Here is a 23,137-nt window from a genome sequence, read left to right as displayed (position 1 = left end):
CCCTCGGCCCCCCTTGGCCTGCTCCCCGCCGGCCTGAGATGCGCCGGCCGCTACTCGCCGCCGTAAGGCAGCGTCGTCCCGGGCAGGTTGTACTCGTCGCGGCGCCCGCACATGCCGAAGCCGCCGAGTCTGGTGGGCGCGGTCTCGTACGCGGTCGCGTCGGCGAGATACGCGGGCTCGCCCGCCTCCAGCGCTTCGAGCTGGGCGCGGGTGCGCTCGGCCGTGGCCAGGGCGCCGGCCCGCCACAGCTCCCGCCAGTTCGGCACCTTGGCGCGCACGAGCCGCGCGGCGGCGCGCTGGAACTCGGCGTACGGGCCGTTGTCACCGGCGACGAGCGCCTCGCGCAGCGCGAGGTACCCCTCGACGGCGAGGTCCCGGCGGCGACGCGCGGCAGCCGCCGTCTCCGGTCCCGTGCCGGGCGGAAGGGCCGCCGCGGCGGCGTACTTCTCGGGGTCGGCGAGCACCTCGGGCGGGAAGGTGAACACCGCGTCCCCGGCCTCGGGCAGCCCGCTGTTCTGCATCAGCACCGTGATGCGCAGGTCGCCGCCCTGGACCATACGGTGCACGGTCCCCGGCGTGAACCAGGCGACCGAGCCGGGCTGCAGGGGGATGTCCCGGTAGCCGTCCGGGCTCAGCGTCTGCACGGCTCCTCGGCCGCCGGTGACGACGTACGCCTCCGTGCACACCAGGTGCAGATGCGGGCTGCCGCCGCACACACCGTCGGCGGCCTCCCAGTCATAGGCGCTGAGGTGGGACAGACCGACGGCGCCGGGCAGCGGATGCGGAAGGTTCGGCTTCACCACGGCAACCCCTCCAGGTGAGCACCCACCTGCTCCCGGTCCCAGGCACCGTCGGCGACGACCACCCGGTAGCGGTAGGCGAAGGACTCGCCCGGCGGCAGCTCGAACTCCTCGAAGAACGCCCAGGAGAACGCCACCGTCGGGATCGGCTCGGAGCGCACGAACCAGTGGGACTCGTGGATCGCGGCCTGCTCGTCGAGGTTCTCGGGCGCGTGCGCGAAGACGAGCGTGGAGTGCCCGTCGATGTCGTCGTGCTCGGTGGTGAACGCGAGCCACGGGCCCTGTGTGCCCATCAGCTTGCCCGCGTCCGAGCCCGCTCCCCCGTCGAGGTCGGGGCCGAAGGCGGTGCCGCCGGTGAAGTCCCGGGGGCCGCGCCACTGGAGCCCGGTGTAGCCGGCCATCTCACGGCCGGCGGTGGTGGGCGAGCCGAACGCCAGGGGATCGGCACGGACGTTGGTGAGCCGGATCGACCAGTCCAGGGTCCAGGCGCCGGACTCCTCGTCCACCGAGTGGACGGTCAGCCCGCGCACCTCGCGCGCCCACTCCTCGCCGCCGTTCTCGACCCAGGTGAGCTCCTCGCTGAAGGCGAGCCGGTCGTCCTCGACCGTGAACTCGGTGAAACCGTCGTGCCGCATGGAGCCGACCCGCTCGGGCAGCGGCAGATAGCCCTCGCCGTGGACGTAGCAGTTGCCGCCCCAGAAGTTCTGCCCCGACAGATGGCTCGCCGTCATCTGCAGGCCCTTGTGCCAGCGGTGGTCGTTGGGCCGGTAGCCGGTCACGGTGTGCCCGGCGAGGGTGCGCACGGGGTGGGCGTAGGGCTTGCGGGACTCGAACGCCTCCGGGTCGGGGCGGTAGACGTACCGCAGGATCTCCGTGCCGTTCGCGGCCGTGACGGCGATGTGGTCGCCGTGCGCGTGGGTGACGCGGATGCTCATACGCGCTCCTTGGGGGCCCAGTGGGGGTGGTCACCGTGCATGGCCGGGTAGAAGGGATCGCCGGGCCGGATCTCGCCCGCGTGCACCGGGTTTCCCGTGAACGCGGCCTTGTAGAGGGCCGCGGCGAAGTCGAGGGTGGTCCGGGCGTCGGGGCCGCTGCCGGGCGGCCGGACACCGTTGTCGTAGGCGTCGAGGAGAGCGCCGAGTTGTGCCGTGTGGGAGCTGGGCAGGTCCGCCGCGGGGGTGCGCCAGGCGGTGGCGCGCTCGGCGGGGACGTGCGGGGCCGGGGTGTAGACCCAGTCGTCGTTGCGGTGGCCGTACAGGTGGGTGAGCTCGACCGTGCCGTCCGCGCAGTCGACGCGGATGCGGCTCACCTCGTGCGGGGACAGCACGCTGTTGACGACGGTGGCCAGGGCGCCGTTCTCGAAGCGTACGAGGGCCGTCGAGACGTCCTCGCTCTCGGTGTCGTGCACCAGGCGCGCGGCCATGGCCCGTATCTCCGCCCATGGGCCGAGCAGGTGCAGCAGCAGGTCGAACTGGTGGATGCCGTGCCCCATCGTCGGCCCGCCGCCCTCGGTGGCCCAGCGCCCGCGCCACGGCACCGCGTAGTACGCGGCGTCCCGGTGCCAGGTCGTCTGGCAGTGCGCGACCAGCGGGGTGCCCAGCTCACCGCTCGCGATCAGCTCACGGGCGTGCACGGCGCCGGAGCCGTAGCGGTGCTGGAAGACCACGGACGCGTACGCCCCCGACGCCTCCTCGGCCGCCGCGATGTCGTCGTACTCGGCGAGCGACAGACACAGCGGCTTCTCGCACAGCACCCAGGCGCCCGCCTTGAGCGCGGCGACCGTCTGCTCCCGGTGCAGCGACGGCGGCGTGCCGATCAGGACCAGGTCGGGGCGTACGGCGTCCAGCATCTCGCCGGTCGAGGTGTACCCGGCGACGTCCTCGCCCGCGAGCTCCCGGAAGGCGTTCAGCCGGGCCTGGTCCACGTCGACGGCGGCGACCAGCTCCACCCGGTCGGGGTGGGATCTCAGCGCGGGGAGATGGCTGCCGCTGACGATGGCGCCGGTGCCGATCACCGCGACGCGGCGGCGGGCGGGGCTTGGGGACATGCAGTTCTCCTCGTACGGCGGACAGCCCGCTCAGAAAGCGCTTGCACTTCGAGGGCGACCCTAGGCAGGGACGGAATGTAAGGACAACCCCTCTGCGGCGAGATGAGCAAAGCCCGACCCGTCCGGCCCCGTCCGCCTCCCGCACGCTCCCCTTTTCGACCGCCGCTCAAACGAACGAAGACCACAGGGCCGACAGGGCTTTGGCGCGCTTCAACCCCCCTCTCCAGACGGCCCGTTGACAGTGCCGGCCATCCGCGTCACGGTGATGGCTCGTCGTGCTCGGGAGGTCACCGATGACAGCAGCCGGCACCGATACCGATTTGGTCAACCGCGTCCGCGCCCTGCGCCCACTCGTCCGCGAACACGCGCTGCGCGCCGAGCAGGAGCGGCGGGTCACCCCCGAGGTCGCGGCGGCGCTGACGGACGCCGGCATCCACCGGATGAACGTCCCCCGGCGGTACGGCGGCCACCAGAGCCGGCTGGGCACCCAGGTCGACGCGGTGGCCGAGATCGCCTCGGCGTGCGGCTCGACGGCGTTCAAGACGGTGATCCAGGCCGGCTGCTCCTACATCGCGGCACTCTTCCCCGACGAGGCGCAGGACGAGATCTTCACCAACCCGGACACGAAGGTGGGCGGCACCCTCGTGCCGGACGCGACGGCGGTCCGCTCGGACGGCGGCTACCTGGTCAACGGCACCTCGGGCTTCGCCACCGGCTGCCACGACGCCGACTGGCACCTGCTGACGGTCCGCGTCGAGTCCGAGTCGGGTGAGGGGCCGCCGGAGCTGCTGTGGACGGCCGTACCGATGGCCGAGCTGGAGATTCTGGACGACTGGTACGTGTCGGGGCTGGCCGGAACCGGCAGCGACAGCGTCGTGGCGCGGGACGTCTTCGTACCGGCCCATCGGGTCCTGCCGGTCGGGCCGCTGCTGGCGGGCGAGATCGGGTCGAAGACCAATGCCGACGACCCGTTCTACCGGATGCCCGTCCTGCTGCTGTTCTGCGTGTGGGCGGCGCCCAACGCGCTCGGCCTGGCCCGGTCCGCCCTGGCGGAGTTCACCGAGCGCAGCCGGCGGCGGGGCATCACCTACACGCTCCACCAGCGCCAGAACGAGGCCACGGTCACCCACCTCCAGGCGGCCGAGGCGGCCATGAAGATCTCCTGCGCCGAGCTGCTGACCGCCGACTTCGTGGCCCTGATCGAGTCGCGGGCCGAGTCGGGCGAGCCGTACACGCCCGAGGAGCGGGCCAGGATCCGGGCGCAGAGCGGCTATGTGGCGCGGCTGTGCAAGGAGGCTGTCGATCTGCTCGGGTCCGCGGCCGGGGCGTCGTCCCTGCACCGGGACGTGCCGATCCAGCGGGCGGTGCGCGATCTGCACGCACTGACTCTTCACGCGTTCGTGAATCCCGCGACCAATCTGGAGATCTACGGCCGGGTCCTGTCCGGAGTCGACTCGGGCACGCCCTTTCTGTGAGCCCCTGGGGCGGGGTCACCCCTTGTTCAGGAAGCGCCGCAGCCGGGTCAGCGGCCAGGTGTTGATCACGTCGTCCTCGGTGAGCCAGCCGCGCTGGGCCGTGCCCACGCCGTAGCGCAGGTTGGCCAGATGCGGGACGGCGTGGGCGTCGCTGTCGACGGCGAACTTCACGCCGTGCCGCCTGGCCCGCAGGATGTCCTCGTCGCGCAGGTCCAGCCGGTCGGGATGGGAGTTGATCTCCATGGCCGTGCCGGTGCTCGCGCACGCGGCGAACAGGGCGTCGAGGTCCACATCGATGCCGGGGCGCTTGCCGATGAGTCGGGTGGTGGGGTGGCCGATGATGTGGACGTGCGGGTTCTCGCAGGCCCGGACGATCCGCCGGGTCAGCGCCTCGCGCCCCTGGTTGAAGTGCGAGTGCACCGAGGCCACGCACAGGTCGAAGCCGGCGAGGAACTCCTGTGGCCAGTCCACGTCGCCGTCGGGGCCGATGTTCAGCTCGGCGCCGTGCAGCACCCGCATCCCGGACCGTTTGCCCCGCTTGCCGTACTCCCCGTCGAGCTCGCGGACGCGTTCGCGCTGGGCCAGGATCCGTTCGTCGGTCATCCGCTGCATGGCCATGTCCGGGCCGTGGTCGGTCACCGCGTAGTAGGCGTAGCCGCGCTCGGCGGCCGCGGCGACCATCTCCTCCAGCGGGGCGAGCCCGTCGGTGAGGTCGGTATGGGTGTGCAGGTCGCCCCGGATGTCCTTCTCCTGGATCAGGTCGGGCAGCTCGCCGCGCAGTCCGGCCTCGATCTCGCCCCGGTCCTCACGCAGGGTGGGCGGGATCCAGGGCAGGCCGAGCCGGGCGTACACGTCCTCCTCGGTCTCGGAGACGATCTTCTTGCCGGTCTCCGTGTCGAAGAGCCCGTACTCGGAGAGCTTGAGCTTCTGGCGGACGGCGATCTCCCGGGTGCGGATGTTGTGGGCCTTCGACCCGGTGAAGTACTGCATCGCCGCGCCCCAGGAGTCCGGCGGTACGACGCGCAGGTCGACCTGGAGGCCCCTGTCCGTGCGGATCGACGTCTTCTTCGTGCCGTGCGCGATCACCTCCGAGACGTACGGCAGCTCGGTGAAGGCCCGCATGATCGGCTCCGCCTTCCCCGCCGCGACGAGGATGTCGATGTCGCCGATCGTCTCGCGGACGCGGCGCAGCGAGCCGGCGTAGGAGCAGCGTTTGCAGCCGGTCACCTGGGACATCTCGGCGACGATGTCCTCGGCGAGGCTCATGGCGGCGTCGATCAGGACGCGGTCTCCGGCGGACTGGAGCAGGGCGATGCCGTGGAGGATGTTCTCCTCGGTCTTCGGCCCGAAGCCCTTCAGGTCGCGCAGCCGCTCCTCGTGGATGGCGTCGGCGAGCTCCTCGGTCGTGGAAATGCCCAGCTCCTGGTAGATGACCAGTGCCTTCTTCGGGCCGAGCATGGGGATGGCGGTCAGCTGCCGGACCCCGGCGGGGATCTTCGCCCGTAGTTCCTCGACGGCCGGGACGCTGCCGGTGGAGAAGTACTCGACGACCTTCTCGGCGATCGACTTGCCGACGTTGGGGATCTCCTTGAGGGCCTTGACGTCGAGCGTGGACACGTCGGCATGGTGGCCCCCGATCGCCCGGGCGGCCTTCTCGTAGACACGTGCCCTGAACGCGTCTCCTCCGGTGATGGAGATCAGATCCGCGTACTCCTGGAACAGCGCGGCGACCTCGTCGTTCGACCGAGCCACACGTCCAGGGTAGGCAAGGTGGGGCCGGGCGGCGCGCTGCCGGACGAGCCGCCCGTTCTCCCCCGGCCTCTGTGCCGGCCCCTCTCCTGACCTCTCTACTGGCTACTGGCCCAGGGGTGTGGGTGGAGTCGTCGTGGTGGTGTCGGGTTCGGGTGTCCTGGCCGGGATCGGAGGGTGAGCCGGGGTCACCAGCTCCTTCGTCAGGGCGTCGGAGATCCTGCGGGCCAGGAGGGGGTCGGCCGGCAGGGTGTGTGCCGCGAACCAGCGCGCGGCCGAGGGGTCGGGGGACGGTTCGACGAACTCGGCGCCCGCGTAGTCGTCGAGCGGCGGGTCGTAGACGTAGCCGGTGACCACGCCGTGGTCCACCAGGCGGGTCACGAGGGCGTTGCGGTCGTGGACCAGGAGCGGCACCCGGAACAGTCCCGGAGAGCCGTGGTGTGCCGTCCGCTCGCGCAGGGCCGGGGTGGCCCAGGTGGTGCCCGCCAGCAGCGAGACACCGGCCCTGCGCCGGGCGAGGTCACCGTCCAGCAGGGCCATCCGCAGCTCCAACTGCCCACGGACCAGGGCCCCGTGGCGGGAGCGGAAGCCGTGCAGGTCGACCCGAACCCAGGGCTCGTACGCGGCGAGGCTCGGCGCATGGCGTGCGCTGCCGGCGAGGCGGGGTGCGTGCAGGGCCATGCGGAAGTCGTCGCGTTCGAGCAGTCCCAGGCGCTGCATCGTGCGCCAGACCGGGCGCACCAGGTGGAGCGAGCGTACGGCGGACCGTGCCAGTGGGCGCAGGGTGGTGGTCAGGTCGTGGCGGAGGCGGCGCGGGGTCAGCAGGTCGTCGCGCAGCAGCTCCAGTTCCCGTCGGGTGCGTACGTCTTCGACGGCGAGGAAACCGCCGGCCATCCCCGCCACATGCTTGGACAGGCTGAACGCCGCCGCCTGCCCGAAGGTGCCGATCGGCTGCCCGTCCACATGCGTGCCGATGGCGTGCGCCGCGTCCTCGATCAGGGGGATCCCCAACTCGTCGCAGCGGCGACGCAGTTCGACGACCCGGTCCGGCATGCCGTACAGGTTGGTGGTCAGAACGGCGTCCACGTTGCGCCACGTGGTCTCCGGTACGGCGGCCGGGTCGATGTTGCCGTCCCACTGGGACACGGGGGCTTGCACGGGGCGCAGTCCGGCGGCGAGGACGACGAAGAGGATCACGTCGTCGTTCACCGGGGACATCAACACCCGCCCGCCGGGCCGGCACCAGCGCCGCAGCGCCAGGTACAGGGCGAGTCGGGCCGAGGGCGTGTAGACGCATTCGCGTCCGATGCGCCGTGTCATCATCGCGGCGAGCCGCGATCCGTACGGCATGGTCACCTCTTCCGTGGAAGGGTCCGACGAAGGGCCGCCCGAGACGGGCGGTGTGCGCTCGCGGGCATCGTGAGGGCCCCGTGCGGGGGTTCCGAGGCAGCGAGGGCCAGGGCTACGACGCCGAGGCGGCGAAGGACGAGGGTCGGGGCGCCGCTCAGCGGGCGCGGGCTCCCGCTCCTCCCGAGTGGGTCAGGGCCGAGGTGCGCAGCGTGCCGACAGTCTTCAGCAGCCGGTCGGCGGGCTCGCGCAGCCCGGGGTGGGCCAGGACCGTGTTTCTCAGGCCGCGCACCGGTCTGCGCCACATCCGGTGTGCCGCCGCCACCGGGTGCGGGCGCACCGCGAACCCTTCGGCCACCCGCAGCTCACGGGACTTGAGCCAGTCCTTGTACTCCTTCTCGCCGCGCCCCATGTCCATGACCGTCACACCGTCCCGGCCCGCGGCGTCGGCCATCCGCAGATGCATCATCAGTCCCGGCGAGTAGTAGCCGAACTCGGGGTCGTAGGCGGTGAACCAGGCCGCGAACACCGTGCGCGACCTCGGCCCGAAGTGCGCGGCGACCGGCCGGTCTCCGGCGTACACGACGGACAGGATTCCGGTGAAGTGCTCCTCGCGGACCTGGAAGAGGTGGTCGACCAGGTCGACTATCCACGGCTTGGAGAAGCGGTCCATCCGCCCCGTTCTGCGGTACTGGGCGGACTTCCACCGCATGAGGGTGCGCAGCACGCGCGGGTCGCGCTCGTCGTACACGAACCGGACCTCCCCCACGTTCCGCCCCAGGCGCCGCTCCTTCTTCAGCGTCGTCTTGGCGAGCCCCGGGTAGGCGCCGCGCAGCCAGTCGGCGTAGCTGCCCTCGCCGGGCTTGAGGTCGAGCACGGGAGAGGAAAACGTTCCCGTGACATACGGGCCGAAGGGCTTCTGCTCCTCGACGAGGTGGTCGAACTCGAAGACGGACAGGTTGCAGGCCCGCAGCAGTTCCCGGGTGTCCCAGGTGACGCCCGGCCGGTGCACTAAGGCCTGGCAGTCGGAGAGGCCCAGGCCGATGGCTTTGCCGACGCCGTACGCGTTGCGCTCGAAGGGCAGGAAGCCGACGGCCTCCCCGTCCTCATGCAGCACCGCCACCCGCGCCCCACCGCGGGACCTGCCGACCCCGATCGCGAACTCCGGCGCCAGGAACGGGTTGGCGTAGTCAAGCGACTCGTCCATCGCCCGGTGCCACGCCCGGCGCAGCGACTCGTTCAGTTCCTCGGGTCTGTGAATCGTGATGGCGCTAGTGGACCGCATGGCGACCGCTCCCCCCAGAATCCCCCAAAGAAGCGCCTATTGGCGCCTCGCCACATTCCCCCCAAGTCGAACCTTGCCGACGTCGGTGCGGCGAGGCTCAAACGTCGCGAAACAGTACGCACGCTGTCAAGATGCCTGATGAATCCTTTAGCTGTGCTTGGTAACCGGGGAGCGCCGGCCGACCCGGGTCAGCGGATCGCGACGACGACGTGACTGTCGCCGTATTGCCAGACCGCCCCGACATGGCCGAACCCCGCCTGCCGCAGCAGCCGTTCGTGCGCGGCCACGGACAGGTGCGCCGCACTGTCGGTTCCGGCGGCCGATTGCCACCGTCGGCATCGGCGTCGGCGTTCGGCGAGGAGGTCGGCCAGCTCGGGATCGTCGGCCACGGACGTCCACCAGGCGTCCCAGTCCTCGTGCGCCAGGGCGTCCCCCCGCTCGGCGTGTCGGTGTCCGACGCACCCCGCGAGTCCGGCGAGCGCGGTGTCGTCGTGCGGGAAGTGGTCGCCGTTGACGAGGACCCCGCCGGGCCGCAGCAGCGCCGCGAGCTGCCGGTAGGTGCGGTGCAGGTCGTCGGGGCCGAGGTAGTGCAGGGCTGTGGTCGACACGGCGGCGTCCAGCGGGCGGTCGAGGCGCAGGGCGCGCGTCCAGCCCTCCTCGCCGATCACGGCGTCGACATAGCGGGCCGCGTCCGCGTGATGGGTGCGGGCCAGTTCCAGCAGCAGCGGGTCCATGTCCACGCCCACGATGTCCGCGTCCGGCAGCCGCCGGGCCAGCCGGGCCGCCAAGGACCCGGGACCACAGCCGAGGTCGACGACCAGCGGCCGGCCCGAGCGGCCGGTCACGGCCTGCTCCACGACATCGGAGATCACCGTGAAACGTTCCTCGCGGTCGACGGCGTACCGCTGCTGCTGGCGCTCCCAGCGCTCCACCCACCGCTCCGCCGTCGCCAGGCTCAGCCCCATCCCGTCGTGCACCTCGCCGTTCCGCACCCGTCCGCACCGTTCTGCGCAGACCCTACAGGTGGAAACGGTTCCCATTCCCTCTGATGGCGGTACGTCACCCGAGCGTGGCAAGGACGGCCAACAACCGGTCCACCTCCTCCGCGGTGTTGTAGACATGCAGACTCACGCGCACCGACCCGGTGCGCTCCCCCGCGCTGCCCTGGCAGTGCTGGTCGGAGCGGATCATGAAGCCGTGGCTGTAGAGGATGAAGCCGAGGTCCCCGGAGTCGATGGCGTGGTGCCGGAAGGTGACGATGCCCTGGCGCCGCTGCACGGACGAGTCGGCGGCCAGGCTGCTCTGGCAGCCGAGAACCTCGTAGGCGTCGAGGTGGCGCAGACCGTCGGTGAGCCGGGCCGCCAGGGCGACCGTCCACTGCTCGATCCGTTCGGTGCCGGCCGCGTCCAGCCAGTCCAGGGCGCCGGCGAGGGAGGCGATGCCGACGGTGTTGGGGGTGCCCGACCAGCCGCCCGGCGTGAACTGCGGCCCGCGGGCCTGGCGGGCCCAGACGGCACCCGTGCCGGGCAGGGCCATGGCCTTGTGCCCGGAGAAGACGACGAAGTCGACGTCCAGGTCCGCCACGGACACCGGCAGATGGCCGACGCTCTGGGCGGCGTCCAGGCAGATGACGGCGTCCGGGCCGACCGCCTGCCGGATGCGGTGGATGTTCATGTTGCCGCCGTACACGTGATGGACGTGGCTCGCGGCGACGAACCGGGTCCGGGGGCCCGCGAGTCGGGCGAGCGCGGTGTGGTCGTAGTCGCCGGACGCCCGCTGGTACGGCATCGGCCGCACGTGGATGTGGACGCCCTGCCGGGCCAGTTCCCGCTGGACCTCGAGCCAGGGCGCGATGTTGGCCTCGTGGTCGGCGACGGGGGCCACGATCTCGTCCCCGTCGGCGAGGAGCCCGGGCAGCCAGTCACGGGCGATGGTGCGCAGGCCCTCGGTGGTGCCGCTCGTGAAGTGCACGGCCGAGCGTTCCGGGGCGGGGTCGTCGAGGAATCGCTTCACCCGGTCGCGGGCCTGCTCGACCAGGGCCGTGGTCCGGTTCGCCCAGGGGTAGGTGCCGCGTCCGGCGTTGGCGTTGGTCGTGGTGAGGTAGGTGTGGACGGTGTCGAGTACGTCCTGTGGTTTCTGGGCGGTGGCCGCGCTGTCCAGATAGGCCAGTTCCGGGTGCGCGGTGATGATCGGGAACCTGGAGCGCAGCGCACGCTGCCATGCGCCCAACTCCTCTATGAAGGTGCGGCTTTGGGTGTCGGTCCAGGGCAGGGTCATGGGCGTCAGTCCCGTACGAGGGGTGCGCCGGCGTCGCGCCAGGCGATGACGCCGCCGGTCAGGCTGCGGACGTCCGGGTGCCCCATCCGGGTCAGCAGGGCGGCGTGGCGGGCGGACTTCTCGCCGACCGGGCAGGCCAGCAGGACGGGGCGGCTGCGGCTGAACGGCAGTCCGCCGTGGAGGAGTTCCTCGAAGAGCTCGTCGACGATGTTGACCGATCCGTCGATGTGCAGGGCGGCGTAGGCGTAGGGGCTGCGCAGGTCGACGACGAGCGGTTCGCCGGTGGCGATCCACTTCTGGGCGTCGGCGACGCCGATGGCCGGTGCCGTGCGCACCTCGGCGTCCGAGAGATCGGCCGGGGAGTTCCTGCGGCGCGGGCGGCCGAAGAGGTCGGGGCGCCGCTGCCGGACGTAGCTCAGGTAGCTCTCGACGCGGTCGCAGACGATGAAGACCGCCGACTGCCGCTCCGCACCTTCCTCGTCGTCACGCTCCGCCAACTCCTCGTCGATGGGACGCAGTTGGCGTACGGCCCCGAAGTAGGCGGCGCCTCCGGTGGGGCCGGCGAGGATGCCGCAGCGGCGGTTGAGGGTCAGCATGCCCTCGATCGCCTCGTCCGCGCCGACCGCCTCGATCGTGTCGTAGGTGCCGGGGTCGAACAGGCCCACCTCGTGCGCCTCGTCGATGGTGCGGATACCGGGGATGAAGTCGGACTTGGCCGCGACCAGGCCGGCGACCCGTACGGCGGGGTCGTGCTCGCGCAGGGCGCGGGCGACGCCCGTGGAGGACCCGGCGGTGCCCACGCAGGCGATGAACCAGTCCGGGGCGCGGCCGTCCAGGTCCTTCACGATCTCCGGGCCGGTGCCGGTGAAGTGGGCTTCAGTGTTGCGCGGGTTGAAGTACTGGTCGGTGTGCAGGAAGGTGCTGCCGGGCTCGGAGAGGGCCCGGTGGAACTGTGTGAGCGGATCGTCGGTGACGGTCGGGTCCAGGCACTCGCTCTGACCGGGCAGTTCCTCGATCTCCGCGCCCAGCAGCAGGAGCAGGTCCTTGATCTCGGGGATGCGCATCCGGTTGGTGACGCTCTTGAAGGTCAGGCCGTGCATGCCGGCGAGGACGGCCAGGGCCTTGGCGGTGTTGCCGCTCGACAGCTCGACGACCTGACCGCCTTCCCCGGCCGCGGCGGCCAGGTGGGGACGCGCCATGTTCCAGGCGGCCCGGTCCTTCACCGATCCGAAGGGGTTGAGCAACTCCAGCTTGGCGTACAGGTCGATGTGCCTCAGGCCGTGCACGGCCGGGTCGATGCGCACCAGCGGTGTGTTGCCGATGGCCTCGGTGATGCTGTCGTACCTCACTGCGCTCCCCCCACGGGTGTGGTCGGCCAGTACTGGTCGTCCAGGCACCAGCGCCACGCGTCGCCCTCCTGCCAGGCGGCGACCTTGCGCGCGACGGGCTGGTGCTGGGCACGGGTGGCGTGGAAGTCCATGCAGTAGCCGGCCGTGTTGGCGAAGGCCAGCAGGTCGCCCGGTTCGGGGCGGCGGGGCAGGAAGACCGTGCGACGGGTGATCAGGTCGGACTCCAGACACAGGTTGCCGAAGAGGTGAACGGTGACCGGTTCGCGACCGGTGTCGGCCCCGGCAGCCGCGGTGCGGCCCGTCGGGTCCCGTGGCAGGACGACGGGGTCCATGAGCACCCCGTGCTCCTCCAGGGCCACGTCGCCGGCCTTCGCCGCAAGCCGTACGGCAAGGGGGCCGCCGGTCTCCTGGTCGCGCACCTCCAGCACCCTGGTCAAGGTCAGTCCGCACTGGTCGAGCAGCGCCCGGCCGGGTTCGGTGTGCAGGTCGTAGAGGTGCTCGAGGAGTTGGGCGGCCAGGGGGCGGCCGCCGAGGGACGCGGCCGGGTGCGCGAGCAGTTCGTCGAGGTAGCGGGCGCCGGCGACCGGGCGGTGAGCGGGGTACAGGCCGAGCGTGCCGCGCAGGGTGCCTGCTTCGCTGCGGAGGCCGTAGCCGTGACCGCCGTACGTCAGCGGTGGGCGGGTGCCCAGGACGGCTTCGGTCAGTTGGGTGGTGTACCGGTTCCATTGGCCGGCGTCGGCAAGGTAGTTGATTCCGAATCCGCCGCCGATGTCCACGGCCCGGGGCCTGAGCCCCCGGCTCCGGCACTCCTCCAGCACCCTCAGACAGCCCTCCAGCGCCGTGGCCTTCTCGGTGAGGCTCGTCGTGTCCAGGTGGTACGCCACGCCGACCAGGTCGGCCACGTCGCCGTGCCGCTCGACGGCCTCCAGCAGCGGCTCCAACTCGCCCACGTCCGTACCGAATCGGCTGCGGCGGCTCAGCACCCGTACGCCGGACGCCTCGAAGCCCGACAGCCGGAGCAGGATGCGGGTCCTGGGCAGCGCGTGTTTGCGTACCAGCGTGGCGAGCTGCTCCAGTTCGCCTCGGGTGTCGAGGCTCACGGTGACCGACGTACGGGCCGCCAGCCACAGGAATTCCGGGTTCTTCGGCCCCGTCGCCGTGATCCGGCCGGGGGTGAAGCCGGCGCCGAGGGCGTGCTGCAGCTCCCCGAGCGAGGCGACGTCGACGCCGGCGTCCGTGGCGGCGAGCCGGCGCAGCAGGGCGCTGGACCGGTTGGCCTTGTGCGCGAAGTACACCTGGCCGGACAGATGGTGGCTGCCGTACACCGAGCGGAACTGCTGGAGGTTGTCGGCGAGTTGGTCGGGCAGGACGACGTTCAGCGGCGACCCGAGGGCTTCCGTGAGCGTGTGCAACAGGCCCGGGACATTCAGCAACGAGCGCAGCCGCGACTCCAGCCGCGGTTCGAGAAACAAGGGCTGCCCGCCCATGCCTGGCCCCTCCTCAGCGCTGCGGGCCCGACACTCCGGGCGCTGACGGACACTCCCCGCGGTTTGCCGTATAGCTCCTTTCCCTGGCCGCGAGCGGTCTACGCCCCGTACCTGCCCTGCTGGGCGGTACGTCAACAGGTGGGCTGAAAATCACCGTGCCCCTGACTGACCAGGGGCTGGTCCCGGAGCCGCCCATTCCGTGATAGGGACACTTCAGTTGACGCGACAGACGGGTGGGGGCGCTGTGTTCGGTGGACGTGCGGCAGTCGTCCTGGTCGTGGCGGGTGCACTGGGGCTGGCTGGGTGCGCCGACTCGCCCGCACCGCCGGCTTCGGCTTCACCCCCGCCGTCGCAGGCCACGACCTCCCCCGCTCCCCCGCCCTCGTCCTCGTCCTCGCCTTCTGCATCCCGGAGTCCCTCGACATCCCGGAGTCCCTCGCCGGTCCCGGTCACCGGGCCGGATCAGGTGCTGGTGACCATGGTGGTCACCGGCGGCTACGCGGGCGTGCACAAGGAGGTGACCCTGCGGGGCGACGGCAGCGTGCACACCGACGACAAGGGGGAACGCGCAGTGCGCCGCACCGGCGCGGCGGAGTTCACCGAGCTGCGGACGCTGCTCGGCGATCCGGCGCTGGACGAAGTCTCCGACTTCACCAAGGACACGGAGGGCGCGGACATGTTCCAGTACACGCTCCGCTTCGACGGCCGCACCGTCATGACGGACCGCTCCGTCGACGAACCGGCCCTCGACCGGCTCGTCGACGCGCTGAGCGAATGGCTGCCGGAGCGGTGACCCCGGCGGCCGCGCCGGAGATGGCCCGACAGCTCGCGCTCAGCCGGCCTGACCGGCGATGTTGACCATCCACGTGATGCCGAAGCGGTCCGTACACATGCCGAAGACGTCGCCCCACATCTGCTTGTCCAGCGGCACGGTCACCGTGGCGCCGTCGGACAGCTTCTCCCAGTAGCCGCGCAGTTCGGCGTCGTCGTCGCCGCTGAGGCTCACCGAGATGTTGTTGCCGGGCCGGTGGTCGTCCGTCGGGGTGTCGGCGCCCATCAGGGTGAAGCCGTTGGGGGCCTCCAGCATGCCGTGCATGATCTTGTCGGCCATCGGCGTGTCCTGCTGACCGAACTCGCCGTAGGTGTTGAGCACAAGCGTGCCGCCGAAGACGTCCTTGTAGAACTCCATCGCCTGCCGGGCGTCGCCGGCGAAGGTGATGTATGGGTTGAGACGCGAGGCCATGAATCCTCCAGGAATGGGGCCGGAAGCCGACTGCAAGGAAGGTAGCGCGGGCCACTGACAACGGCCCGCGCACACAACCACATGGCCTACGGCGCACCGCCTACAGGGTGCGCTCCAGACGGTCCGCGACCAGCTTCACGAACCGCGCGGGGTCCTTCGGCTGACCGCCCTCGGCGAGCACCGCAAGGGTGTGGAGCAGGTCGGCGGACTCGGCGAGCTCGGCGCGGTCCTCGCGCTCCTTGAACGCCTGGTTCAGGCCCTTCACCAGCGGGTGTCCGGGGTTGAGCTCCAGGATCCGCTTGGTCCGCGGCACCTCCTGGCCCATCGCCCGGTACATGTTCTCCAGGGCCGGCGTCAGGTCGTGCGAGTCCGAGACGACACAGGCCGCGGAGACGGTGAGCCGAGCCGACAGGCGCACCTCCTTGATGTCCTCGTCCAGTTGCTCCCGCATCCAGCCGAGCAGACCGGCGTAGTCCTCGGCCTGCTTCTCGCGCTCCTCGCCGGCCTTCTCGTCGCCGTCGGCCGCCAGGTCGATCTCGCCCTTGGTGACGGAGCGCAGCCCCTTGCCCTGGTACTCGCCCACGGCGTCGACCCACACCTCGTCGACGGGGTCGGTGAGCAGCAGGACCTCGATGCCCTTGTCGCGGAACGCCTCCATGTGCGGGGAGTTCTCGATGCTCTGCCGGGACTCGCCGGTGATGTAGTAGATGTCGTCCTGGCCGTCCTTCATCCGCTCGACGTACTGGGCCAGCGTGGTCGGCTCGTCCTCGGCGTGAGTGCTGGCGAAGGACGACACGGCGAGGATGGCGTCGCGGTTCTCGGTGTCGGTGAGCAGGCCCTCCTTCACGACGGTGCCGAACTCCCGCCAGAACGTGGCGTAGCGGTCGGCGTCCTTGGTCATGAACTCCTTGACCGTGGACAGGACCTTCTTCGTGAGCCGGCGCTGCATCATCCGGATGTGCCGGTCCTGCTGGAGGATCTCGCGCGAGACGTTCAGCGACAGGTCGGCCGCGTCGACGACGCCCTTGACGAAGCGGAGGTAGGGCGGCAGCAGCGCCTCGCAGTCGTCCATGATGAAGACGCGCTTCACATAGAGCTGCACGCCGCGCTTGAAGTCACGCGTGAACAGGTCGTGCGGGGCGTGGGAGGGGACGAAGAGCAGGGCCTGGTACTCGAAGGTGCCCTCCGCCTGCAGCCGGATCGTCTCCAGCGGCTCGCGCCAGTCGTGGCTGATGTGCTTGTAGAGCTCGTGGTACTCGTCGTCGGAGACCTCGTCGCGCGAACGCGCCCACAGGGCCTTCATCGAGTTCAGCGTCTCCGGCTCGGGCGCGGTGTCCCGGTCACCCTCAGCCTCGCCGTCGCTCGGGGAGGCAGCCTCCGGGACCATCCGGATCGGCCAGGTGATGAAGTCCGAGTACCGCTTGACGATCTCCCTGATCTTCCAGGGCGAGGTGTAGTCGTGGAGCTGGTTCTCGGGGTCGGCCGGCTTGAGGTGGAGCGTGACCGACGTGCCCTGCGGTGCGTCGGCGACCGTCTCCAGTGTGTACGTGGCCTCGCCGCGCGAGGTCCAGCGGGTGCCCTGGCTCTCGCCGGCCCGCCGGGTCACCAGCGTCACCTCGTCCGCCGCCATGAAGCCGGAGTAGAAGCCGACGCCGAACTGGCCGATCAGCCCCTCCGCCCCGGCCGCGTCCTTGGCCTCCTTCAGATCCTGGAGGAAGGTGGCGGTTCCCGAGTTGGCGATGGTGCCGATGAGCTTGCCCACCTCGTCGTACGACATCCCGATGCCGTTGTCCCGCACCGTGAGGGTGCGGGCCTCCTTGTCGACGTCGATCTCGATGTGCAGATCTGACACATCGGCGTCGAGGGCGTCGTCCCGCAGCTTCTCCAGGCGCAGCTTGTCGAGCGCGTCGGATGCGTTGGAGACGAGCTCCCGCAGGAAGACATCCTTGTTCGAGTAGACCGAGTGGATCATCAGCTGGAGCAGCTGACGGGCCTCTACCTGGAACTCAAACGTCTCGGTCGGCATGGTGTGCGACTACCTCACAGGATCTGTCACCGGAACTGGGTCACAGTCACTGTAAGACACGAGGTCAGCGCGGAGTGGCGTGATACGGAACGTAGGGGTTCAGACGAGGTGGGCAAAGACGACCAGGTTGGCGGTGTAGTCCCGCACCTGACGGTCGTAGTCCCCTGCGCAGGTGATGAGCCGGACCTGGGCCCGGGCGGTGTCGCGGTACACGCGCTCACTGGGGAAGGTGTCCTTGTCGAAGGTCTCCGCGCTGTCGACCACGAAGGACGCCTTGCGCCCGTCGGCCCGCAGCACCTGGAAACGGTCACCCTTCTGCAGCTCGCTCAGTCTCGCGAAGACCGCAGCGGACGTGGCCGTGTCCACGTGGCCGGCGATGATCGACGTTCCCGTCTCACCGGGCGACGCGCCCTTGGCGTACCAGCCGACGAGATTGGTGTCGTGGGCCGGCGGAGGGTTGAGCCGGCCGGCACTGCCGACGGCGAGGTCGGTGAAGGGCGCGTCGACCGAGATCTTGGGGATGAGCAGCCGCACCGGCCGGGTCCGCGCCAGATGCTTGCCCACGGGGCGCCGGGCCGGCGAGTCCGACCTGGCACCCGGTGGGGCATGGGATTCGGTCTCCCCCGGAGCCTGCGGTCCGACCGCCGGCAGGGCCTGCTGCGCACGGCCGCCGTCGGATGCCCCGTCCTGGGCTCCGGGCAGGGTCACCACCAGAGCCAGGACGACGACCACGCTCCAGAAGATCACCGCGGCCGCACGCCTTATCCGCCGCGAGGTCGCGGAACCGGTGTCGGAACGGGCCGGGTCGTTCTCGGGGGACGAGGGACAGCCGGCGGCCATGGGGCACCACCTCACTCGGGCGCAGCAGCGGACACAGCAGGACGGGGACTTACGAGGAAGACAGGGGGACGACCCGCGGGACCGCCGCGACGCACGGCGTACGTGCGGCGGCCACAGCGGCTATGTCATCGGGCATCGATCACGCCACGGATCCGGCGGCCTTCTTGCGACGGAGCACGTACATGCCGGCGCCGGCGGCACCGAGCACGGCCAGACCACCCGCGGTGACACCCGGCGAGGCGAGACCGCCACCGCCCGTGTGCATACCGCCGCGCGGCCCGTCGTGGTCGCCACCACCCCACGACTCCTTGTCGTGGTCGCCGCCGTACGAGTCGTTCTCGTGGTCGCCCTTCCACGAGTCGTCGCCGTGCTCCTCTTCCTTCCACGAGCCCTTGTCGTGGTCGCCGTGTCCCTCGTCCTTGCTGCGGTAGCTGTCCGGGTCGTGCTTCGGGTCCTTGTCGCCGCCCCAGTCGTCACCGTTGGTCACGGCCGCAAGCGCTCCGCCACCGGTGTGCACCCCACCGTGCGGCTTCTCGTGCTTGCTCTCCTCGTCGTACTTGCCCTCCTCGTCGTACTTGCCCTCCTCGTCGTGCTTGCTCCCCTCGTCGTGCTTCCCCTCCTTGTCGTGCTTGCTCTCCTCGTCCTTGTCCTTGTAGCCGTCCGAGCCGTCCTTCTCCTTGTCCCCGCCCCAGTCGTCGCCCTTGAACAGGGCCGCAAGCGCTCCGCCACCGGTGTGCACCCCACCGTGCGGCTTCTCGTGCTTGCTCTCCTCGTCGTACTTGCCCTCCTCGTCGTGCTTGCTCCCCTCGTCGTGCTTGCTCCCCTCGTCGTGCTTCCCCTCCTTGTCGTGCTTGCCCTCCTCGTCCTTGTCCTTGTAGCCGTCCGAGCCGTCCTTCTCCTTGTCCCCGCCCCAGTCGTCGCCCCTGAACAGGGCCGCAAGCGCTCCGCCGCCCGTGTGGACTCCGCCACGCGGCTCGTCGTGCTTGCTCTCCTTGTCGTGCTCCTTGCTGTAGGAGTTGTCCTCGTGCTTCTTTCCGGAGGACTCCTCCTCGTGGTCCTTGCTGTGGGAGTCGCTGTCGTGATCCTTGCTGTGGGAGGTGTCTTCCTGGTCCCAGTCGCCCGTCGTGATGGCGTAGGCGGCGGGCGCGATCGCCAGAGCGGCCGTGGCCGTCGCGGTGGCGAGCAGCATGCGGACAGAGCGCATAGTGAGTCCTTCCGTCACGGCCTGGGCGGCTGACGCTTCATCACCACTGGAGCCAGGCCTGACGTGATCCACCGTCAGCCAATCCCCCGGCTCGCACCATTCGGAGCGATCACACGGGTTACGACCACACCCCTACGGCCCTATGACGCCGTCCCCCCGGCACCCGGGGGGCCGTGGCCGCCTGCGGAGGTTTGCCAGGGCCATAAGTGGTGAGACGCGTGGGATGCCGAATCACACCGTCACGGCTCCCGCGCCTGCCACGGCCCTGCCACCTGCGCCTTCGAAACAGCGGGACGCCTTCTTCGACAACGCCAAGTACGCGGCGATCGTCCTGGTGGCGGTCGGCCATGCGTGGGAACCGCTGCGGGACGGCAGTCGGACGGTCAGCGCGCTGTACATGCTGGTGTACGCCTTCCACATGCCGGCGTTCATCGTGATCTCCGGGTACTTCTCCCGCAGCTTCGACGGCCGCCCGCAGCAGCTCAGACGCCTGGTGACCGGTCTCGTCGTTCCGTACGTCGTCTTCGAGACGGCGTACACCTTGTTCACCAGGTGGACGGACCAGGAGCCGGACCGCCCGATCAGCCTGCTGGACCCGCTGTATCTGACGTGGTTCCTCGCGTCCCTCTTCCTGTGGCGGCTGAGCGCACCGCTGTGGCGGCGGGTGCGCATGCCGCTGCCGCTGGCGCTCGCCGTGGCAATGCTGGCCACCCTTTCCCCGTCCATCGGCAACGACCTCGACCTCCAGCGCACCCTGCAGTTCCTGCCGTACTTCGTGCTGGGTCTGCTGCTGCGTCCGGAGCACTTCCGGATGGTGCGCCGCCGCGCGGTGCGGATCGCGGCCGTGCCGGTGTTCGCGGGCGCGTTCGTGGTGGCGTACTGGGCGGTGCCGCGGATGGCCGGGGCCTGGTTCTACCACCGCGACAGTGCCGAGGAGCTGGGCGCGCCCCAGTGGTACGGGGCCGTGATGACGCCGGTCCTGTTCGCCTGCTCGCTGGTCCTGGTGGCCTGCTTCCTCGCCTGGGTGCCCGGGCGGCGGATGTGGTGCACGGTGCTGGGCGTGGGCACCCTGTACGGCTATCTGCTGCACGGGTTCGTCGCCCAGGCCTCCAAGTACTTCGGCTGGTACGACCCCGCCTGGCTGCAGCAGCCCATCGGCCCGGTCGTCGTCGGCGTCGTCGCAGCGGTGGTCGTGACCGTGCTGTGCACTCCCCCGGTGCGGCGGGCACTGCGGTTCGCGGTCGAGCCGGACATGCGGTGGCTCTTCCGGCGGGACGCGAAGGAAGAGGCCCGCGATCGGGCAGGCGTACCGGGGTGACCGCCCCCGTCAGGTCTCGCACACCAGCCCGGCGATGTGCGCGGTGACCGTGTCGAGGATGCCGGTCCAGGCCGCGTCGTCGCCGAGGACGAGGTAGTTGAGCGTGAGGCCGTCGGTCATGGCGGCCAGATAGCGGGCCAGTACCGGGACGGGTACGCGCAGCCGGACGCCCATGGTCCGCCGCAGCTGCTCGATGAGCTCGGCGTAGGTCTCGGCGTACAGCTCGTACTGGCGGCGTGCCAGGTGCTCGAAGCCGGGCTGGCGCAGGGCGTACTGCGCCAGCTCGTAGGTGAGCATGTGCTCGTCCGGGTGGGCGCGGACGTGGTCCCAGTACGCCTCGAAGCCGGCCCGGACGGTCTCCTCGAGGGTGGCCCGGGGCTGCAGGGCCTCCTTCACCACCGTCACGTAGTGCCCGGTGATGGTGGTGATGACGGACTCGATCAGCTCCTGCTTGGAGTCGAAGCAGTAGTGGAAGACGCTGAGCGAGACGCCCGCCTCGGCGGCGATGGACCGGGTGGTCGTCCTGGGGACGCCGTCCCGGGCCATCGCCCTGATCGCCGCTTCGGTGAGCTGTCGCCGCCGCTCGGCGGACGGCAACCGTGCCATGGAGCCCCTCTCGTGGGTGTCAGCCGCTGTGGACGCCGACTTCGTAGAGGGAGTAGCCCCAGTCGGTGCCTCGGTCCAGCCCCTGGACGCGAACGTACCTGGCCGGTGTGCCGCTGAACCGGGCGGTGTCCAGGCCGCCGTCACCGGTTGTCGTGGACCAGGCGGTCTGCCAGTTCACTCCGTCGGTGGACAGCTCGATGCGGTACGACTTCGCGTAGGCGCGTTCCCAGTCCAGGGTGACCCGCTTGACCACGCGGGTGGAGCCGAGGTCGACCTTGTACCACTGGTCGTCGTTCCAGTCGCTCGCCCAGCGGGTGCCGCCGTCGCCGTCGACGGCCCGCCCCGGCTGGTAGCTCGTGAACAGGCTCCACTCCGAGGAGCTGGCGGACGTGCTCGCGCCGCGCGCGAGGTTGACGCCGGCCTCGTGGTTCTCGGAGGCCGCCCAGGTGTCGAGGTAGGACTCGGCGCCCCGGAAGAGGTCGTCGACGACGTCCTGGCCGCCGACGCGGCGGATGTCCTCGATCCAGTCGGGGACGAGGCCGTAGTGGGCGGCGCCGTCGGTGTTCAGGTCCCAGGTGCGCTGACCGGTGGTCTGCCGGTCGATGACGGAGCCGCCGTCGACGCTCTTGAAGGGGTACGTCACCTTGTTCGGGGCGTCCGCGCCGCGCGGGCCCGGCCAGCCGCCGACGCCGTTCATGTCGGTGCCGTAGCCGTAGCCGACGCCGTACTTGTCGCGCAGGGACTCGGTGCGCTTGGCCTCCGAGATGAAGCCGTCGGAGCCGTGCATGTACTGGGCGATGAAGCCGCCGAGGCCGTAGACCCGCTCGGTCCAGTCCATGTCCATCCAGCTGTGGGAGGACAGGACGCCGGGGTAGGACGCGGACTCGAAGATGTCGAGCACCCGGCCTGCGGCCTTGACGCTCATATGGTCGATCTCCAGCATCATGCCGCGGTTCATCATGCCCCGTACGGCGTACTCACCGAGGTTTGTGAGCCCTCTGACGTTGCACTGTGCGTCGGCGCTGTACGAGGGGACCTCCTCGCCCGCCGGGAGCTTCGCCTCGGCTGCGGCCGCCGCCGCGTTGCCGATGGGGTTGTCGTGCTGCGGACCCTTGCAGGTCTCGGTCTTCCAGTAGGTGCCGGTCGACAGGAACTGACCGACGTTGATGGCCGTTCCGAGCGAGCCCGAGTCGAAGCGGACCCCGCACAGGGCGTTGTCGAACTTGTGGCACAGGAACATGCTGCGCACGCCCAGCGCGTGCAGCTCGTCGAGGCCCTTGTCGATGTCCTCCTTGCTGCACTGCGCGATGTCGAGGATCTGCTTGCAGCCGAAGGGCTCGGAGGTCTCGACGCCGAGGATGACCGCGAGCTTGCCCTGTTCGATGACCTCACGGGCCTGCGCGCTGTCGGTGACGACGCGGAACCAGCCCTTGCCGGTGCCGCCGTACATCTTGTCGACGAAGGCCTGCATGTCGTACGTCAGCTTGGCCTGCAGCCGGATGGACGTCATCTCGTCGCAGCTGCGGTCCTTGAAGAAGTACACGGAGCAGATCACGCCGTTGGTGACGAGGTCGTTGACCAGCACGCGCTGGCCGCCTCGCCAGGCCCGCTCGACCCAGGCGTAGTAGTTCTGCTGGTGGGTCAGCGAGTCGTGCGCGGGCCAGTCCTTGAAGGTGGGCCAGCCGTTCGGGTCGTGCTTGCCGTCACCGCCGTTGGTGATGAAGTCGAAGATCGCGAGCGAGCCGTCGGGGTAGTGCTCGGGGCAGTCCTTGAGCGCGTCCGCGACGCCGGCGTCGGAGAACGGCTTTCCGCAGATCAGGCGTCCGCCGAAGGCCTCGTTGGAGAAGATGTGGTCGTGCGCGTCGACGAAACCGCGCACTTCGCCCTGGGCGTTGGTCCCCTTGAAGGGCTCGCCCGTGACGTTGACCTGGGAGTCCGGCGCCGGCCGTGCGGTCGGGTTCCACCAGTCGGTTCCGGCCGCCGAACTCGGCGTGGGGCCCAGCGCGATGGACAGCACGAAGAGGAGGAGCGACACCACGGTCACGTTCTTGCGTCGGCGGTACGGGCGTCCGGAACTGGTCACA

The 23,137-nt window shown here is 70.4% G+C and carries 19 protein-coding genes; 3 read left to right on the top strand and 16 right to left on the bottom strand.

Annotated features, from left to right (window positions below):
- Window positions 1–50 precede the first annotated feature (50 nt).
- From OHT51_RS38140 to OHT51_RS38130, 3 genes are read right to left on the bottom strand one after another with little or no spacing between them, the layout of a single operon-like run.
- The gene (locus OHT51_RS38140) at window positions 51–803 is read right to left on the bottom strand and encodes a cupin (protein WP_328883460.1); all 753 of its coding nucleotides are present in this window, start codon (window positions 801–803) and stop codon (window positions 51–53) included.
- Window positions 797–1,735: a PmoA family protein gene (locus tag OHT51_RS38135; protein ID WP_328883459.1), complete on the bottom strand. Its 939-nt coding sequence runs from the start codon at window positions 1,733–1,735 to the stop codon at window positions 797–799. The genes OHT51_RS38140 and OHT51_RS38135 overlap by 7 nt, the downstream gene beginning before the upstream one ends.
- Complete coding sequence (locus tag OHT51_RS38130; RefSeq protein ID WP_328883458.1) at window positions 1,732–2,847, bottom strand: Gfo/Idh/MocA family protein; 1,116 nt, start codon at window positions 2,845–2,847, stop codon at window positions 1,732–1,734. Before OHT51_RS38130 ends, OHT51_RS38135 begins: the two co-directional genes overlap by 4 nt.
- A gap of 293 nt (window positions 2,848–3,140) precedes the next feature.
- Here OHT51_RS38130 and OHT51_RS38125 point away from each other — a divergent pair, with 293 nt between their 5' ends.
- Complete coding sequence (locus tag OHT51_RS38125; RefSeq protein ID WP_328883457.1) at window positions 3,141–4,322, top strand: flavin-dependent monooxygenase; 1,182 nt, start codon at window positions 3,141–3,143, stop codon at window positions 4,320–4,322.
- Between the two features lie 15 nt (window positions 4,323–4,337).
- On the opposite strand, the gene polX is transcribed toward OHT51_RS38125, so the two are convergent.
- From polX to OHT51_RS38090, 7 genes are all read right to left on the bottom strand, one after another.
- Entirely contained in the window at window positions 4,338–6,074 is a 1,737-nt protein-coding gene (polX, locus tag OHT51_RS38120) for a DNA polymerase/3'-5' exonuclease PolX (protein WP_328883456.1), read from the bottom strand.
- A gap of 102 nt (window positions 6,075–6,176) precedes the next feature.
- Complete coding sequence (locus tag OHT51_RS38115; RefSeq protein WP_328883455.1) at window positions 6,177–7,421, bottom strand: DegT/DnrJ/EryC1/StrS family aminotransferase; 1,245 nt, start codon at window positions 7,419–7,421, stop codon at window positions 6,177–6,179.
- Between the two features lie 154 nt (window positions 7,422–7,575).
- Window positions 7,576–8,703 carry a GNAT family N-acetyltransferase gene (locus OHT51_RS38110; RefSeq protein ID WP_328883454.1) on the bottom strand — a complete coding sequence of 376 codons (1,128 nt, stop codon included), beginning with the start codon at window positions 8,701–8,703 and terminating at the stop codon, window positions 7,576–7,578.
- A 188-nt stretch (window positions 8,704–8,891) separates the two neighbouring features.
- Window positions 8,892–9,668, bottom strand: coding sequence for a class I SAM-dependent methyltransferase (locus OHT51_RS38105; RefSeq protein WP_328884570.1), 777 nt, complete (start codon window positions 9,666–9,668; stop codon window positions 8,892–8,894).
- A 94-nt stretch (window positions 9,669–9,762) separates the two neighbouring features.
- Window positions 9,763–10,980 carry an aminotransferase class V-fold PLP-dependent enzyme gene (locus OHT51_RS38100; protein ID WP_328883453.1) on the bottom strand — a complete coding sequence of 406 codons (1,218 nt, stop codon included), beginning with the start codon at window positions 10,978–10,980 and terminating at the stop codon, window positions 9,763–9,765.
- A gap of 5 nt (window positions 10,981–10,985) precedes the next feature.
- On the bottom strand, window positions 10,986–12,329 hold the full coding sequence (locus tag OHT51_RS38095) for a pyridoxal-phosphate dependent enzyme (protein WP_328883452.1): 1,344 nt from the start codon (window positions 12,327–12,329) through the stop codon (window positions 10,986–10,988).
- Complete coding sequence (locus OHT51_RS38090) at window positions 12,326–13,816, bottom strand: Y4yA family PLP-dependent enzyme (protein WP_328883451.1); 1,491 nt, start codon at window positions 13,814–13,816, stop codon at window positions 12,326–12,328. Before OHT51_RS38090 ends, OHT51_RS38095 begins: the two co-directional genes overlap by 4 nt.
- A 472-nt stretch (window positions 13,817–14,288) precedes the next feature.
- On the opposite strand from OHT51_RS38090, the gene OHT51_RS38085 reads away from it, so the two are divergent.
- The gene (locus OHT51_RS38085; protein ID WP_328883450.1) at window positions 14,289–14,609 is read left to right on the top strand and encodes a hypothetical protein; all 321 of its coding nucleotides are present in this window, start codon (window positions 14,289–14,291) and stop codon (window positions 14,607–14,609) included.
- A 39-nt stretch (window positions 14,610–14,648) separates the two neighbouring features.
- Here the strand turns inward: OHT51_RS38085 and OHT51_RS38080 are convergent, their stop codons facing one another.
- The 4 genes from OHT51_RS38080 to OHT51_RS38065 form a co-directional block, all read right to left on the bottom strand.
- Complete coding sequence (locus tag OHT51_RS38080) at window positions 14,649–15,059, bottom strand: VOC family protein (protein WP_328883449.1); 411 nt, start codon at window positions 15,057–15,059, stop codon at window positions 14,649–14,651.
- A 100-nt stretch (window positions 15,060–15,159) separates the two neighbouring features.
- Window positions 15,160–17,085, bottom strand: a complete 1,926-nt coding sequence (gene htpG / locus OHT51_RS38075) for a molecular chaperone HtpG (protein ID WP_328883448.1) — start codon at window positions 17,083–17,085, stop codon at window positions 15,160–15,162.
- Window positions 17,086–17,184: 99 nt separating this feature from the next.
- On the bottom strand, window positions 17,185–17,925 hold the full coding sequence (locus OHT51_RS38070; RefSeq protein ID WP_328883447.1) for a class F sortase: 741 nt from the start codon (window positions 17,923–17,925) through the stop codon (window positions 17,185–17,187).
- A gap of 139 nt (window positions 17,926–18,064) precedes the next feature.
- Window positions 18,065–19,129, bottom strand: a complete 1,065-nt coding sequence (locus tag OHT51_RS38065) for a hypothetical protein (protein WP_328883446.1) — start codon at window positions 19,127–19,129, stop codon at window positions 18,065–18,067.
- A gap of 223 nt (window positions 19,130–19,352) precedes the next feature.
- On the opposite strand from OHT51_RS38065, the gene OHT51_RS38060 reads away from it, so the two are divergent.
- Window positions 19,353–20,447 carry an acyltransferase family protein gene (locus OHT51_RS38060; RefSeq protein ID WP_328883445.1) on the top strand — a complete coding sequence of 365 codons (1,095 nt, stop codon included), beginning with the start codon at window positions 19,353–19,355 and terminating at the stop codon, window positions 20,445–20,447.
- Window positions 20,448–20,456: 9 nt separating this feature from the next.
- Here OHT51_RS38060 and OHT51_RS38055 read toward each other — a convergent pair whose 3' ends face one another.
- Together OHT51_RS38055 and OHT51_RS38050 are read right to left on the bottom strand one after the other, a co-directional pair.
- The gene (locus OHT51_RS38055; RefSeq protein WP_328883444.1) at window positions 20,457–21,053 is read right to left on the bottom strand and encodes a TetR/AcrR family transcriptional regulator; all 597 of its coding nucleotides are present in this window, start codon (window positions 21,051–21,053) and stop codon (window positions 20,457–20,459) included.
- A 19-nt stretch (window positions 21,054–21,072) separates the two neighbouring features.
- On the bottom strand, window positions 21,073–23,136 hold the full coding sequence (locus OHT51_RS38050; protein ID WP_328883443.1) for a galactose-binding domain-containing protein: 2,064 nt from the start codon (window positions 23,134–23,136) through the stop codon (window positions 21,073–21,075).
- Between the last annotated feature and the right edge of the window lies 1 nt (window position 23,137).

Source organism: Streptomyces sp. NBC_00299 (assembly GCF_036173045.1).
In the GTDB taxonomy this organism is placed as follows: Bacteria; Actinomycetota; Actinomycetes; order Streptomycetales; family Streptomycetaceae; genus Streptomyces; species Streptomyces machairae.
Note: the sequence above shows the minus strand (reverse complement) of the source record. Positions and strands in the feature narration are given on the sequence as shown.